This window comes from Micromonospora chokoriensis (assembly GCF_900091505.1).
GTDB classification, from domain to species: Bacteria; Actinomycetota; Actinomycetes; order Mycobacteriales; family Micromonosporaceae; genus Micromonospora; species Micromonospora chokoriensis.
The window spans coordinates 3,714,484-3,729,749 of sequence record NZ_LT607409.1 but is presented as its reverse complement, the minus strand read 5'-3'; the positions used below and the strand labels follow the sequence as shown (position 1 = coordinate 3,729,749).

The 15,266-nt window shown below is 71.3% G+C and carries 9 protein-coding genes; 3 read left to right on the top strand and 6 right to left on the bottom strand.

Annotation, left to right across the window (positions count from 1 at the left end):
- Positions 1-10: 10 nt before the first annotated feature.
- From GA0070612_RS17445 to GA0070612_RS17420, 6 genes are all read right to left on the bottom strand, one after another.
- Positions 11-487 (bottom strand): flavin reductase family protein, encoded by a 477-nt coding sequence (locus GA0070612_RS17445; protein ID WP_197699165.1) that lies wholly within the window; start codon positions 485-487, stop codon positions 11-13.
- A 602-nt stretch (positions 488-1,089) separates the two neighbouring features.
- Positions 1,090-3,429, bottom strand: a complete 2,340-nt coding sequence (locus GA0070612_RS17440) for a BTAD domain-containing putative transcriptional regulator (protein WP_167393642.1) — start codon at positions 3,427-3,429, stop codon at positions 1,090-1,092.
- A 748-nt stretch (positions 3,430-4,177) separates the two neighbouring features.
- On the bottom strand, positions 4,178-5,749 hold the full coding sequence (locus GA0070612_RS17435) for a GMC family oxidoreductase (protein ID WP_088991569.1): 1,572 nt from the start codon (positions 5,747-5,749) through the stop codon (positions 4,178-4,180).
- A gap of 88 nt (positions 5,750-5,837) precedes the next feature.
- Positions 5,838-6,599, bottom strand: a complete 762-nt coding sequence (locus tag GA0070612_RS17430; RefSeq protein WP_088988859.1) for an SDR family oxidoreductase — start codon at positions 6,597-6,599, stop codon at positions 5,838-5,840.
- Between the two features lie 214 nt (positions 6,600-6,813).
- Entirely contained in the window at positions 6,814-7,278 is a 465-nt protein-coding gene (locus tag GA0070612_RS17425) for a winged helix-turn-helix transcriptional regulator (RefSeq protein WP_088988858.1), read from the bottom strand.
- Positions 7,275-8,915, bottom strand: coding sequence for an MFS transporter (locus GA0070612_RS17420; protein WP_088988857.1), 1,641 nt, complete (start codon positions 8,913-8,915; stop codon positions 7,275-7,277). The genes GA0070612_RS17425 and GA0070612_RS17420 overlap by 4 nt, the downstream gene beginning before the upstream one ends.
- A 169-nt stretch (positions 8,916-9,084) precedes the next feature.
- On the opposite strand from GA0070612_RS17420, the gene GA0070612_RS17415 reads away from it, so the two are divergent.
- The 3 genes from GA0070612_RS17415 to GA0070612_RS17405 all read left to right on the top strand — a co-directional run bounded on the left by GA0070612_RS17415 (position 9,085) and on the right by GA0070612_RS17405 (position 15,113).
- Positions 9,085-12,369 carry a BTAD domain-containing putative transcriptional regulator gene (locus tag GA0070612_RS17415; RefSeq protein ID WP_088988856.1) on the top strand — a complete coding sequence of 1,095 codons (3,285 nt, stop codon included), beginning with the start codon at positions 9,085-9,087 and terminating at the stop codon, positions 12,367-12,369.
- A gap of 65 nt (positions 12,370-12,434) precedes the next feature.
- On the top strand, positions 12,435-13,613 hold the full coding sequence (locus tag GA0070612_RS17410; protein ID WP_088988855.1) for an acyl-CoA dehydrogenase family protein: 1,179 nt from the start codon (positions 12,435-12,437) through the stop codon (positions 13,611-13,613).
- A 114-nt stretch (positions 13,614-13,727) separates the two neighbouring features.
- Positions 13,728-15,113, top strand: a complete 1,386-nt coding sequence (locus GA0070612_RS17405; protein WP_088988854.1) for a flavin monoamine oxidase family protein — start codon at positions 13,728-13,730, stop codon at positions 15,111-15,113.
- Positions 15,114-15,266: the final 153 nt, after the last annotated feature.

The window sequence follows — 15,266 nt, the reverse complement described above, 5'->3', positions numbered from 1 at the left end:
CCGCCGGGTGCTAACCCGCGCGCCGGGGGGCGGGCTGGAACCCGCCGTCGAAGAACAGCAGTCCGGGATGGTCCGGGCCACGGCCGGCAGCCAGCACGGAGCCGACGATGATCGAGTGATCGCCGCCGTCGTAGGACTGGACGATCTCGCACTCGAGCCAGGCCAACGCGCCGGCCAGCAGTGGCGCGCCGCTGTGCTCACCGGCACGCCAGCTCACCCCTTCGAACTGCGCCGCACCCAGCGGCCTGCTCTTGTCGGCGAAGTAGCGGGCCAGATCGGCCTGATCCGCACCCAGCACCGAGACCCCGAACAGACCCGCGGCCGTGATGGCGGCGTGCATCACCGCGGTGTGGGAGACGCAGCACAGGACCTGCGGCGGTCGCAACGAGACCGAGGTGAAGGCGTTGGCGGTCATCCCGTGCACGTGCTCACCGCCCACACTGAGCAGGACCACTCCGGTGGCGAACTGGGCCATCACGTCGCGCATCGAGGTGGCGGTGGCGCCTGGCAGCTCCGGCGGCGACGAATCCTGCCCGGCAAGGACATCAGCTGATTTCCCGGAAAAAGACATCGCGTCCTCTCGTCCACTCATGTCTCGCCGTGCGGTGGTGCACCGCGGCAAGGGCGCGCGCGGGCAACACGTGACGCTTCGGCTCTTCGGCCCGGCTTCGGTGAGTAGGCGCACCTGCAACGCCCGACGAATCTGCGCCGGAATCGACGAATCACCCTGGCCACTTCGACGTTAGTCCACAGTGGCTCCCGCTCCCCCATTCCGACGTAACCAAGGGGGAACAACGGCGAAGCATGATCAGTTAGTGGACGATTACCCGCGCTTTTCCCGACCCGCCGCGTGATTGGTGAACGACGACCCGAAAGCCGGACTACCGGCTCGACGGCGACACGGTTTCTTCAAACGGTGGTAACCGGCTCGTCGTCTGCCGGTCAGGCGAAATAGCATTCCAGGGACGATGACCATTCCCGACGGATGCGTCGGCGCCCTCCGGATGGGACCGGTTCGCCGTCGCGGCGCGTAGAGCCACCGCGCCGCAACCCGCCCGGCAAAGGCGGTCGAGGTCGTCCGGGGCGCCGCTACGACGCTCTGACCCGGTGCCACCGCTGCGGCTCGACGGTCCAGGCGCTCTCGGTGCCGCCGTCACGGTCGAGGGACCGGACGGCGAGCCCGCCCATCGACGGGGGGTGCGCTCGCCGTTCGGCGGGACGGGCGCCCAGCAGGGCGCTGAACCGGCCGGCCGGCTGGCCATGACCCTTGGTGCCCACCGCGAGCACGTCCAGCAGCCGGTTGATTGCCCGCTCCGACAGCGGATCGAGGGTGATCGTCGCCGCGTGGCGTTGCCCACCACCCCAGGACGGCCGTCGTTCCAGCAGCGCCGGCCGGGCCGTCGCCACCACCAGCAAGGGCACCGACGAGGCCCACCGGGGCAGATCCTCGATGAAGTCCAACAGGTCGTCGTCGACCCGGTGCACCCCGTCCAGGACCATCACCATCGGCCGCTGCGCGGCGCTGGCCCGCAGCAGGCGTCGCCAACTGTCCAGGGCGCCACGGCGGTTCGTCTCGGCAGTGCGCCCGGGTCGCAGCAACGGCGCGAGCCCGGACCGTACGGAGTCGACGTGCTGCGGTCCCACCAGACGTTCGGTCAGGTCGACGAGCTTCGCCTCCGCGACGACCGGGTCGTCGTCGGTCAGGATCTCGCACTGGGCAGCGATGACCTGCGCCAACAGACGGTCGGTGGCGTCTGTCCGGTCGGCCGTGCCGGGAGCCGCGCCGGACAGGAACAACACGCTCTGCGGTGAGACCGCCATGCGGCACTCGAACTCCATGACGAACCGGCTCTTGCCGGAACCCGGCTCGCCCAGCACCGTCGCCAGGTGGGGCACCGAGCGGTGCCGTACCCGTTCCAACAGGCCACGCAGAAGGTCGAGCTCCCACTCCCGGTCGACGATCGGCGCGGTGTGGTAGCCGATGTGCTCCTGGTGAACGCCCTCGACACGCCAGCCTGCGCAAACCCCGTCGACAGCGCTGTAGGCGACCACGTCCTCGGTCAGCCTGTGCGTCTCGGGGCAGACGTGGATGCTGCCGTCCGGCACGTGGGACAACAGCTTGTGGCACTCGTCGACCAGGGCGCCGTTGACAGTGGGGGCGGCACCGGCTGACGCCGGATACCGGACCAGTGCCTCGCCGCTGACCACCGCCAGATGGCTGGCCACGGCGCCGACCCCCTGTTCCACACCGGCGGCGAGCCGCTCGTGGATCGTCATCGCGGCCGAGACGGCGTCGTCGGCGGTGCGGCGCCTGACGTCCGAGCCGTCGAACAGTACGAGCGAGACGGATCCCAACGAGGCCGCGACCACCCCGCCGAAAGAGCCCACCACCTCGCGGACGATTGTCGTGACCCGTTCCAGGGCCTCGTCCAACCGCGCCTGCTCGCCCGTCTCCGGCTCGCCCGACAGTCGGATCCGCGCCATGACCACGCTCACCGGACCCCGCCCCACCCGTCCCCGGGACTGGCGTTTGCGCGACTGGGCCATCAGGATCGGGCCGGTGCCCTGCTCCCCCGTCGGGTCCACCGACCCGGAGTCGCCCTGCACGTCGCCCGGCGGCGGCGACGCCGGCGGCGGCGACTGGTCCACGGCGGCCGCGACGACCAGGGTCTCGCCGGGTGATCCCACCACGGTCAGCATCGGGTCGTGCGTGAGGATGGCGTGTTGCAGGGCACGGAGGTTGTGCCCCGGCTCCAGGCCGAGGCCGTCCACCAGCGCCGTCCGGGTCCGGGCGTAGAGGTTCAGCGCGTCGGCCTGTCGGCCGCACCGGTAGAGGGCCAGCATGAGCTGGCTACAGAACCGTTCCCGTAGGGGCTCCCCGGCGACCGCCGTCTCCAGCTCGCCCAGCACGGCATGGTGCCGTCCGCAGGCCAGCTCCGCCTCGAAGAACTCCTCGAGGGCTACCAGGCGCGCGTTCTGCAGGGCGACGACCTCCGACCAGACGATGCCGCCCTCGACGAGATCGGCCAGTGCCGGCCCCCGCCACAGCGCCAGCGCCTCGCGGAGCAGCTCGGCCGCCGCCTCCGGCCGGCCGGCCGACAACTCGCCTCGCCCCTGGCTCGACAGCCTGTGGAAGCGGTGCACATCGATTCGTTCGGCATCGACGCGGAGCATGTAACCGGGTGCCTGGGTGAGCAGCGCCGCCTGCTCCCCGCCGGTGCCGTCGGGGCAGAGGATGCCGCGCAGCCCCCACACCGCGTTCTGGAGGATCTTCCGAGCGGAGGCGGGAGCTTCCTCCCATGCCCACAATGCCTTCAACAACTGACTCGTGGGGACGACCCGGTTGGGTTGGAGTAAGAGGAAACCCAGCGTGGCGCGCTGCTTTATGCCGCCCAGCCCGACGGACTGGCCATCCCGGAAAACCTCCATTGGACCCAGCATTCGGAAATGCATTGTCGCCCCCCGACTTGGATGACGCCAACCGTTACGGTCGGGCACATTGAACTGACGTTCATATCGCACACCCTGGCTTCAGGAGTCGCACCGCTCCGGCCACGAACGCCGGGCGAGAATCGGGGAGTCAGGCGATCGGCCCGATATTCTCAGGAGGTCGTCCGGCTCAGCAGACTCCAGTCGGCCGACTGTTGCCCGAATACGGCGCTCCGTCTGTCGCAGCGCGCCGCCTTGAGGGCATTTGCTGGCAGCTGTCGCACTTTTCCAGCCGCCGGCGGATCGTCGCAACAAACCGGGCTATCAACCTCCCTCGATCAGTACAACGCAAGCCTGCCTCACGATCACGACACAATCAACTACTTACATGACGGTAAGTGATTACCCGGAGGTGAGAGTGCAGGTGGCGGCCGACGGCCGACCGCCGGTCCCCACGCCAGATGGAGGGCGGGGTCGGGCACGGAAGAGGCACCGGCATGGCCCGCCGGGTCATCGCCGTCCGGGTCATCGTCGTCCTGAGCGAGGCGTTCGGCAGCGCCCGAACCGTCGCCGGCCACCGCAGCACCCGGACCTGACCTCGCGCCCGACACCGGGCCGGCGAGACGTGTGACGGGCGGGCCGGACCGCCGTTACCGTCACCGGCGGGCACGCGCACGCGACGGCAGGGCCGGGCGGCCGGGGTGTGCCGCCGCGGCCCCTGCGGGCAGGAGTCAGCCCGCGCGGTCGGTCATGCCCGCCGGAGCAGGTCCGCGGCGCGCTCTCCGATCATGACGGCGGTCGCGTGCGTGTGACCCCGGGGGATCTGCGGAATGACCGAGCCGTCGGCCACGTACAGACTCTCCACGCCGTGCACCTTCAGGTCGGGGCCGACCACCGCGGTGGGATCATCGGACCGACCCATTCGGCAGGTGCCGACGGGATGGAACATGGTGGCCGCGCGCTCGCGTACCGTCGCCGTCAGCACCTCGTCGCTCAGCTCGCCCTGCCACGGCCCCATCGGACCGGAGACCAGGCCCCGCAGCGCGGCGGTGCCGAACACCCGGTCGGCGAAGCGCACGCCGGCGACCAGCGTGGTCACGTCCGGCTCGGCGGAGAGGTAGGCCGGGTCGATCTGCGGCGGGCTCGTGGGGTCCGCGTCGGCCAGGGTGACCCGCCCTCGGCTCTGCGGCTGCAGCAGGACCACCGAGAGCGTCAGCCCGGCGGCCTCGTCACCGTCGTCGGTGAAGGCCATCGGCACCCAGATGAGTTCCAGGTCCGGAGCGGGACATCCGTCGTGGCTGCCGAAGAAGGCCACCGCCTCGGCCATGTTGGAGGTCAGCGGGCCCAACCGTCGCTCGTGGTAGGCGCGCAGGCTCTCCTCCGCGTACGCGTCGAGCAGGCGCACCGGCCCGGCTGCGTGGTGGCTCACGTCGACGGCCACGTGGTCGTGCAGGTTGGCTCCCACACCGGCACTGTCGACGTACGGCGTGATGCCCAGCTCGCGCAGATCCGCGGCCGGACCGATGCCGGACAGCATCAGGATCTGCGGTGAGCCGATCGCGCCGGCGCTGAGGACCACCGCGCGCCGCGCGAGCAGGCGTCCACCGGCGTACTCGATGCCGACCGCCCGCCCGTCGGCGAAGCAGACCCGATGCACCAGCCGTCCGGTCAGGATGGTGAGGTTCGGCCGGTCCTCCGCGGGTCGCAGGTAGCCGTCGGCCGCGCTCCACCGGGCACCGTCGTGCTGGTTGAGTGGCGTCACCGCGTAACCGGTGTGGTCGGGACCGCCGAGGCCGTCGGGCAGCTCCCGCAGGCCCAGTTCCTCACAGGCCGCCAGGAACCGCGTGGTGGTCGGGTCCGGGTCGCGCGGTGGCGAGATCCACAGCGGGCCGTCGGTGCCGTAGGTCGACCCGTGCTGGGGCGCGCCGCCCCACCGCTCGGCCCGGCGGAAGTACGGCTGGACACCCTCCCAGCTCCACCGCTGGTCGGTCGCCCCGGCCCAGCCGTCGTAGTCGGCGCGGTGCCCGGGGACCCACATCTGGAAGTTGACCGACGACGAGCCGCCGAGGGTCTTGCCCCGTGGCCAGTAGATGTGCCGACCACCGAGGTGCGGCTGGCCGACGGTGTTGTATCCCCAGTCGTGGTCCGAGCCGAGGAGCCGCAGTGCGGACATCGGGATCCGGATCTCCGGATCGGTGTCGGCCGGCCCCGCCTCCACCAGGGCCACCCGCACCGACGGGTCGGCGGAGAGCCGGGCCGCGAGAACGCAACCGGCCGACCCGGCACCCACGATGACGTAGTCGAAGGTCTGTCCGTCCATCGTCGCTCCCATACGGCCGTCAGGGGTGGGATGGCCCCAGCGCTCCCGGGGGGAGGGAGCGCTGGGGCCAGGATTGCGGGGCGAGCGGTCAGTGCTCGGCGGTGATTCCCTGGGCGAGTCCACCGTCGACGGCGAGTTCCACACCGGTGGTGAAGGTGGCGTCGGCGGCGAGGAACAGCGCGGCGGTGGCCACCTCCTCCGGGGTGCCGATGCGGCCCATCGGGGTCAGCTCGTTGCCCTCCTTCTCGAAGGCCGCCAACTCCTCGGGCGACAGGCCCGCCGACCCCATGGTGGGGGTCTTGACGAAGCCGGGGCTGATGGCGTTGACCCGGATGCCCTTGGGAAGCAGTTCGGCGGCGAAGCCCTGCGACATCGACCGTAGGGCGGCCTTGGTCGCCGAGTAGACAGTCATGCTCGGGGTGCCCATCACGTTGGCGATCGAGGTGGTGAACACCACGGCCCCGCCCTGGCGGATGACCGGCGCCAGCCGCTGCACGGTGAAGAACGCCCCCTTGGCGTTCACCGCGAACTGCCGGTCGTAGGACTCCTCGGTCACGTGGTCGAACGGGGCCAGCTCGGAGATCCCGGCGTTGACGAAGAGGTAGTCGATCTCGCCGAGCTTCTCGCTGACGGTCTCGGCGAGCGCCGTGATGTCGGCGAGGACGGAGGTGTCCGACTGCACCACGTGCACGCCGTCACCGAGATCGGCCCGAGCCTCGGCGAGGTTCTTCTCGTTGCGACCGGTCAGCAGGACCTCGGCGCCCCCGTCGCGCAGCGCGCGGGCGATGGCGAGGCCCATGCCGATGGTTCCGCCGGTGATGACGGCCTTCTTGCCTGCGTATTTGTTCACGAGTTCATTCCTAACTTTCCGAGCACCACTGACGATGTACTGCCGGTCCGGAAACGAGTCCGAGACGTCGTGCGGGCATCCCCCTGAAGTATCCCGTGGGGGGACAAAAGTGATCAAGTACTGACTTCGAGGTGCGCACTTACCCCTGGGTTGGTACCCCTACCGGTGGTTCCGCCCTGCCCGGGACGGGAGCCCGCAGCCGGCCGGGAGCCGGTCAGGCGATCCGTGGCACGAGGCCGGCCGAGCCGAGATGGTCCGCGCCCGGCCGGCGCACCTTGCGGGTACGCCGCACCGCCGGTGGCACCGGGAGACGGTGCCGGCGGGGCTGCCGGGCCTCCACCCCGGACGCCTCCAGGGCCCAGGCCACCCGGCGCTGGTGCGCCGCTCCCCACACGGCGAGGGGACGCAGAGCCTCGCTCAGGCTCGATCCGTACCCGGTGAGTGAGTACTCCACCCGTGGCGGCACCTCGTCGAAGATCTCCCGGCTGACGACCCCGTCCGCCTCCATCTCGCGGAGTTGCTGGATGAGGACCTTCTCGCTGACCCCGGGGATGAGACGCCGCAGCTCACCGAAGCGGCGGCTGGAGCGCCGCAGCTCGCAGAGGATCGGCACCTTCCACTTGCCACCGATCACGTTGAGCGCCGCGGTCAGCTCGGCGGGATAGGGCTGCTCGGTCATGCCGGAGCCAGCCCCTCGTCGTGCGACCGGTCCACGGCTGTGCCGGCGGCCTCGGCCGCCGTCGCACCGGTGGGCCCGTCGGCGGCGTCCGCCGTGGCACCGTCCGCCCCGGTCGGTGGGACATGCCGCAGCATCACCACCGCGATCACCGCCAGCACGGCGACTGCGGCGAAGCTGAGCCAGCCGACCAGGTTCATGCCGGCCACGAAGGCTTCCCGGGCCGGTTGCAGCAACGCCGTGGCGGCGCCCTCCGCCAACGTGGCCGCCTCACCCTGCGCCGCCACCACGCTCTCCCGTGCCGCGTCGTACGCCGCCGGCGGCACCTCGGCGGGCGCGGGCCCGGTCATCTCGTTCCGATAGACGGTGGTGCCGACCACGCCGAGCACCGCCACGCCGAACGCGATGCCGAACTCCATGGCGCTCTCCGACATGGCCGCCGCCGAGCCGGCCTTCTCCGGTGGGGCGGCGCCGACGACGAGGTCGGTGCCGAGCACCATCGTCGGGCTGGTGCCCACGTACACCAGGACGAACCCGGCGACGAGCAGTGGCAGACCGGAGGAGGTGCCCACCTGGCTGATCATCAGGTAGCCGAGCCCGGACAGCGCCAGCGCCCCGGCGACCACATAGCCGGGCGAGACCCGCCGCGCGATCAGCGGGGTCACCGACGAGGCCACGATCAGGGCCAGCGCCGCGGGCAGCAGCCACAGGCCGGCGACCATCGGCGACAGGCCCTCGATGAGCTGGAGGTACTGGGTGACGAAGAGGTAGACCCCGCCCATGATGCCGAGGCCGAGCAGCAGGATGGCCAGCGCCGCGTTGAAGGACCGCTCCCGGAACAGGCGCAGGTCCAGCAGCGGGTCGGCCAGGCGGTTCTGGCGCTGCGCGAAGACGATGCCGAGGACGACCCCGATCGCCAGCGCGATGAGGGGAAGCAGGCCGAAGCCGTCCTTGGCGAACTCCTTGACGGCGTACACGAACGGCAGGACGGCACCCAGTGACAGCAGGACGCTCACCAGGTCCAACCGGCCCGCCTGCGGGTCGCGGTACTCGGGCAGCAGGGCCGGCGCGGTCACCAGCAGCAGCACCATCACCGGCACGCCGAGCAGGAACACCGACCCCCACCAGAACGACTCCAACAGCAGGCCACCGGCGATCGGACCGATCGCGATGCCGACGGAGAAGCAGGCCACCCAGAGCCCGATGGCCATGCCACGCTGTTGCGGCTGGTGGAACATGTTGCTGATCAGCGCCAAGGTGGACGGCATCAACGTCGCCCCGGCGATGCCCAGCAGCGCCCGGGCGGCGATCAGCACCTCCGGGGTGGGCGCGTACGCCGCCAGGACGGAGGCCGCCGCGAACGCGGCGGCGCCGATCATGAGCAGCCGACGCCGCCCCATGCGGTCCCCCAGCGAACCCATGGTCAGAAGGAAACCGGCGATCATGAAGCCGTAGATGTCGACGATCCAGAGCAGTTGGTTGCCGTCCGGGCGAAGGTCCGCCCCCAGGTGCGGGGTGGCCAGATACAGCACCGTGGCGTCGAGGGACAACAGGATCGTGGGCAGGGCGAGCACGGCCAGACCGATCCATTCCCGCGGTCCGGCGCGCCGGCTCGATTCGGCCAGTGAGCTCGTCTCCATCTGTCCCATCCCTTCCGGTGGGGTGCGGTCGCGCCCGAGGTGACCGGGCACCAGCAGCCATCGTCGCCCGGTCCGCTGTCCGCCTGGTGCCCATCCGCTGACCGTCCACTGACCGCTCCGCCGTCACCAGTGTCGACTGACCTCGTTGCAACGCGTTATCTTTGCCATCATGCGATTCGAGGTTCTCGGTCCGCTGAGGGTGTGGACGGAGGACCATCAGCCGGTCACCATCCCGGGCGTCAAGGTGCGTGCCCTGCTCGTGAACCTGCTGCTGCACGAGGGGCGGCCGGTGTCGGTCGACCGTCTCGTGGAGGATCTGTGGGAGGCCCGACCGCCCAACGATCCCACCGGAGCCCTACAGGCCAAGGTGTCCCGGCTTCGTCGGGCCCTGGACGTCGCCGAGCCCGGCGCCCGCGCCCTGGTCGTGTTCGAGCCCGCCGGTTACCGGCTCGACGTCGACCCGCAGGCCGTCGACATCGGTGTCTTCACCGCCCTGACCGCGCGCGCCCGGAGCACCGAGGAGCTGGCGGACCGTCTGTCGTTGTTCACCGAGGCGCTGGACCTGTGGCGCGGGCCGGCGGTGGCCGACTTCGCCGACGCCCCGTTCGCCCGGGCCGATGTGGGCCGGCTCGAGGAGCTGCGACTGGCCGCCATCGAGGAGAGCGCCGAGGCCCGACTCATGCAGGGCGAGCACACCCCGCTCGCGGCGGAACTGGGTGACCTCGTCACCCGGCATCCCCTGCGGGAACGGCTGCGGGCGGTGCACATGCGGGCCCTCTACCTCGCCGGCCGGCAGAGCGAGGCCCTGGCCAGCGCCAGCGATCTGCGCCTGCGTCTGCACGACGAGCTCGGCGTGGACCCCGGGCCCACGCTGGCCGGTCTGCACCAGGCGATCCTGCGCCAGGACGACAGCCTGCAGGTCGACACCGAGGCGGTGACCGGGCGGGCGCGTACCAACCTGCCCGCCGCCATCACCGAGCTGGTCGGTCGGGAGTCGGCGGTCGAGGAGGTCACCGCGCTGCTGGGGGCCAACCGACTGGTCACCCTGGTCGGTTCGGGGGGCGTGGGCAAGACCCGACTCGCCGTGGAGATCGCCACACGTCTCACCACCCGGTTCGCCGACGGGGCCTGGCTGGTCGAGCTGGCTGCCCTGGGCCGCTCCGAGCAGTCCGACGGCACGGCGGCTCTCGCCGGCGCCGTGATGGCCGCGCTGAGCATCCGGGAGGACGCGGCCGGCGGGTTCGTCCCGGCCGGCCGCCCCGTCGAGGTCGGGGCCCGGCTCACCGGCGCGCTGCACGCGCGCGACATCCTGCTGGTGCTCGACAACTGCGAACACATCGTCGACGACGTCGCCCGGCTCGTCGAACAGTTGCTGCGCACCGTGCCGCGGCTGCGGGTCCTGGCCACCAGTCAGGAGCCGATCGGTCTGCTCGGCGAGGTGGTGTGGAAGGTGCCTCCGCTGGAGCTGCCGGACCTGACCGCCGGGCTGGACACCGAGTCCCTTCGCCGGTCCAGCGCCGTCGAACTGTTCGTCATCCGGGCGGCCGCGGCGGCACCGGGCTTCACCCTGACCGCCGCGAACGCGCGCGCCGTCGCCGTCCTCTGCAAGCGGCTCGACGGCATCCCGTTGGCCCTGGAGCTGGCGGCGACCCGGGTACGCGCCCTCGGCGTGCACGAGCTCGTCACACGCCTGGACGACCGCTTCCGGCTGCTCGCCACCGGGCACCGGGGTGCTCCGCCGCGGCAACAGACCCTCCGCTCCATGATCGATTGGAGTTGGGGGCTGCTGACCGGTGCCGAGCGGGCGTTGCTGCGCCGCCTCGCGGTCTTCGCCGACAGTGGCACCCTCGCCGCTGTCGAGCGTGTCTGCGCCGGTGCCGCGGTGCCCCGGGAGGACGTGCTCGACCTGCTGGCCAGGTTGGTGGACCGGTCCCTGGTGGTCGTCGTCGACAACCCCGACGGGGTGCGCTACCGGCTGTTGGAGTCGGTGGCGGCGTACTGCGCCGAGCGGCTCCGCCAGGCCGACGAGGACGACCGCGTCCACGAGCGCTACCAGCTGTACTACATCGACCTCGTCGAGCAGGCCGACGGCCAGTTGCGGGGGCGCGACCAGCGACAGTGGCTGGAGCGACTGGACCTGGAGAGCACGAACATCCGCCGGGCGTTCGACCGGGCGGTCCACGACGGCGCCGCCGACCGGGCGTTGCGGCTGGCCAACGGGATGGCCTGGTACTGGTTCCTGCGCGGCCGGCTACAGGAGGCCGGCCGCGTCCTGGCCGGCGCGTTGAGTCTCGGGGGTAGCGCCCCCGCCGCCGACCGGGCCCGCGCCCTCACCTGGAACGCCGGCATCACCCTGCTCGCGGGCGACGTGGCCGATCGGGCCGGGCACAGCCTCGCGGCCCTGCGCGCCTACGACGGCGTCGACGACCCGCACGGCCTCGCCCGCGCCCGCTGGTTCCTCGGTCTCGCCCTCTACGTCACCGGTGACCTGGTCACCAGCGAGGAGCTGGTCAACCAGGCCCTCGCCGGGTTCCGGTCCACCGGGGACCGGTGGGGGGTGGCCGCCACCCTCAGCGAACGCGTCAAGCAGGCGCTGGCCCGCGGTGACCTCGCTGCCCTGCGTCGCGACGGCGCCCGCAGCGCCGAACTCTTCGCCGAGCTCGGCGACCGGTGGGGGCAGCTCCAGACCGTGTATCCGCTGGCGGCGCTGGCCGAGATCACCGGCGACTACGACCGGGCGGCCCGCTTGCACCGCGACGGCCTGGCCATCGCCGAGGATCTCGGACTCTGGACGGAGGCCTCGGACCGGCTGTCCGGCCTGGGGCGCATCTCGCTGTTGACCGGGGCGCTCGACCGGGCGGAGGAGCTGCACGAGCGGGCGTTGCGGCTGTCCACCGACCAGAGCTTCAAGCCCGGTGAGATATACGCCCGTATCGGTCTTGCGCTGGGTGCCCGTCGGGCCGGCAAGCTCGACCTCGCCGAGGAGCAACTGCGTACGGTGCTGGAGTGGAACCGGCAGGTCGACTTCGAGCCGGGCAACACCCTCATCCTTGCCGAGCTGGGCTTCGTCGCCGAGCAGCGCGGTGACGCCGAGGCCGCGCGGGAGCTGCACCTGGCCGGGTTCGCCGCAGCCCAGCACGTCGGTGATCCGCGGGCCCTGGCCCTGGCGCTGGAGGGCCTCGCCGGCGCCGAGGCCCTCGCCGGCCGATATGAGCCGGCGGCGACGTTGCTCGGTGCGGCCAGCGCGGCCCGCGAGTCGACGGGCGTGCCGCTGCCACCGGCCGAGAGCGGCGACGTCGACCGGATCGACATCGCCATCAGCGCCGCGCTCACCGTCGAGGAGCGTGCCACCGCACTGGCTCGCGGCCGCCGGCTGAGCCCCGAGGAGGCGATGGCACTGGTCACGGACCAGCCGGCGTTACCGCCGGCTTACCGTGCGATTCCCAGCCACTGACATCCCCATCGGTACGTTCGGCTCGGCGCGTCGGCCGACGGCGCCGACAGCGTAGGGGAGGCGGAATGGCGACGACGGACACCGAGCTCAGCGCGGTGATGGATGCCGTACGCGACATCGTGCCGAGGCTTCGGGACAACGGCCGGGAGACGGAGGACCGGCGCTGGATTCCGGACGAGAACGTCGAGCTGCTCGACAAGGCCGGCGTGTTCCGGCTCGCCGTGCCCCGCCGCTTCGGCGGCCTGGACGTCTCGTTGGCCGACCAGGTGGCGGTGCTGACCGAGATCGGTCGGGGCTGCCCGTCCACCGGCTGGGTGTCGATGGTGTGGGTGTCCAGCGCCTGGTTGGCAACCCTCTACCCGGACGAGGCCCAGTCCGAGGTCTTCGCCTCCGGATCGGTGAAGATCTCCGGCGGTTTCACCCCGACCGGCACGGTCACCGCCACCGACGGCGGCTACGTGCTCAACGGAAGCTGGCGGTTCAACTCCGGGTGCCGCGGCGCCGACTGGAACATCGCCTCGGCCATCCGGGAGCTGCCCGACGGCACCAGCGACGAGGTGGTCGCCATCGTGCCGATGGCGGAGTTCACCGTCGTCGACGACTGGTACACCTCCGCCGCCGCCGGCACCGGCAGCTGCACCTCCACGGCGAAGGGGGTGTTCGTGCCCGCCCACCGGGTCGTCTCCTACGAGGACGCCGTGCTCAACACCACGGCGGGGCGTACCGCGCCGGAGACGCCGGGCCGCCGCTACGGCCTGTTCACCTACGTCACCGCCGCCGCGGTGGCCACCTGCATCGGGATCGCGAAGGGGGCGCTGGAGCTGTTCCTGCAGCGGGTCAAGGGGCGGGGTATCACCTACACGTCCTGGACCGACCAGTCACAGCATCCGTTGACCCAGATCCAGGTCGCCACCGCGGCCAACAAGATCTCCGCGGCCGAGGGGTTGCAGGCCGGCTGGCTGCGGCAGTTGCAGACCCGCGCCGACGCCGGCGAGCAGCCCACGGACGAGGAGAAGGCCACCGTTCGGGGGCAGAGCGCCTACGCCATCCAACTGGCCAAGGAGGCGGTGGAGATCCTCTACTCCGCCAGCGGCGCCACCGCCATCCAACGCGACGTTCCCATCCAGCGGTTCCACCGTGACATCCAGGGTCTGTCCCTGCACGGCCTGCTGCTGTTGTCGACGAATCTCGAGGTGCACGGGCGGGTCCTGCTCGGTCTGGACCCGGACACCCCGTTGCTCTGAGTCGCGTCCGGTCACACGCTGCTGCGGAGTCCCACCCCCGGGGGGTGGGACTCCGCAGCCGTTGTCGTGTGCCGTGCGTTTTCCCCTCTACCCATAAAAAGGAGCACTATGACAATGGACCGCAGGTCCCTGCTCAAGGCGACCGGTCTGAGCGCCCTGGCCACGTCGGCCGCGCTTCACCCGGCCGCCGCGGCGGGGGCCCGTCCCCGAAACGCCGAAGCCGACGTCATCGTCATCGGCGCGGGCTTCGCCGGAGTCACCGCCGCCCGGGAGCTGTCCGCGAACGGCCTGCGACCGTTGCTGGTCGAGGCCCGCGACCGGATCGGCGGACGCACCTGGACCGACACCTTCCTGGGCCGACGCATCGAACTGGGCTGCCAGTGGATCTCCGACCGGCAGCAGCTCTTCCACAGTGAACTCGCCCGCTACGGCATCTCCACGGTGACCGATCCGGCTGCCGAGACCGTCATATTCCCGTCCGGCAACGGGCTCGCCGAGGTCGATCCGGCCGAGGTGTACACCCGGCAGTCCGAGTTGCTGGGTCGCCTCTTCGCCGGCTCGGAGAGTTACCTGGAGCGGCCGACCGATCCGCTCTACCGCGCCGACCTGATCCGGGGCGTGGATCACCTGTCGTTGCGGGACCGCCTGGACCAGCTCGCGCTGGCCCCGGCGGACGAGAACTGGATCAACGGAACCACCGCGTCCTACTCCGGCGGTTCGAGCGCGCTGGGCGGGCTGACCGCGTTGGCCCAGTGGTGGCGTCTCGGCGGTGGGAACATCGACGGCTGGTACGGCCTCCTGGGCTTCAGTCCCGCCGTCGGGATGGGCGGCCTGCTACAGGCGATGCTCGACGACACCGACGGTGAGCTGATGCTGAACACACCGGTGCGGGGGGTGACGGTCAGCGGTCGCTGCGTCTACGTCACCACCTCGCGGGGAACCTTGACGGCACCGGCCGTCGTCGTGGCGGTGCCCGTCAACGTGTGGCGCACGATCCAGTTCAGCCCGGGTCTGCCGAAGGTGCACACCGATGCCAGCCTGCAGGGTGTGGGGGTGCCCGACAGCGTGAAGTTCTGGGTGCACGCCCGCACCGACCGGGGGCGTGTCTCGGCGCAGGCCGCGGAGGGCTTCCCCATCTCCTCGTTGTTCACGCACACCGATCTCGGTGACGGCCACCAGCTCATCATCGGGTTCAGCGAGGACCGTTCCCTGGACTTCACCAACCGCGCCCAGATCCAGGCGGTGTTGCGCCAGATGGTCCCCGGCATCGAGGTGTGGGACCTGCGGTCGCAGGACTGGGGCCGCGACCGGTACTCCCGCGGGGCGTGGGCGCTGCGCCGCCCGAAGCAACTGCTGGCACAGCTACCGGCGATCCAGCAGCCGTACGGGCGGATCGCGTTCGCCAGCGGTGACACCGCGACAGCATGGAACGGATTCGTCGACGGGGCGATCGAGTCCGGGCTGCGCGCCGCGCGTCAGGTGCTCGAGATGCGCCGCTGAGTCGATCACGAACGGTGGGCGGTCCGGGGTTCCGGGCCGCCCACCGGCGTGATCTGCGGCCGGTAACGACCGGCTCCGCCTCCCGCCGGGGCGCGCAACGCGCTGATGGGCGTCCGGTTACCGGTGGTTGCGAGGCTAGGTGCTGTTTCCGGT

Coding starts and splice junctions, on each gene's coding strand:
- GA0070612_RS17445 (WP_197699165.1), bottom strand. CDS start 487: ATGCGCGACGTGATGGCCCAGTTCGCCACCGGAGTGGTCCTGCTCAGT.
- GA0070612_RS17440 (WP_167393642.1), bottom strand. CDS start 3,429: ATGGAGGTTTTCCGGGATGGCCAGTCCGTCGGGCTGGGCGGCATAAAG.
- GA0070612_RS17435 (WP_088991569.1), bottom strand. CDS start 5,749: ATGGACGGACAGACCTTCGACTACGTCATCGTGGGTGCCGGGTCGGCC.
- GA0070612_RS17425 (WP_088988858.1), bottom strand. CDS start 7,278: ATGACCGAGCAGCCCTATCCCGCCGAGCTGACCGCGGCGCTCAACGTG.
- GA0070612_RS17420 (WP_088988857.1), bottom strand. CDS start 8,915: ATGGAGACGAGCTCACTGGCCGAATCGAGCCGGCGCGCCGGACCGCGG.
- GA0070612_RS17415 (WP_088988856.1), top strand. CDS start 9,085: ATGCGATTCGAGGTTCTCGGTCCGCTGAGGGTGTGGACGGAGGACCAT.
- GA0070612_RS17410 (WP_088988855.1), top strand. CDS start 12,435: ATGGCGACGACGGACACCGAGCTCAGCGCGGTGATGGATGCCGTACGC.
- GA0070612_RS17405 (WP_088988854.1), top strand. CDS start 13,728: ATGGACCGCAGGTCCCTGCTCAAGGCGACCGGTCTGAGCGCCCTGGCC.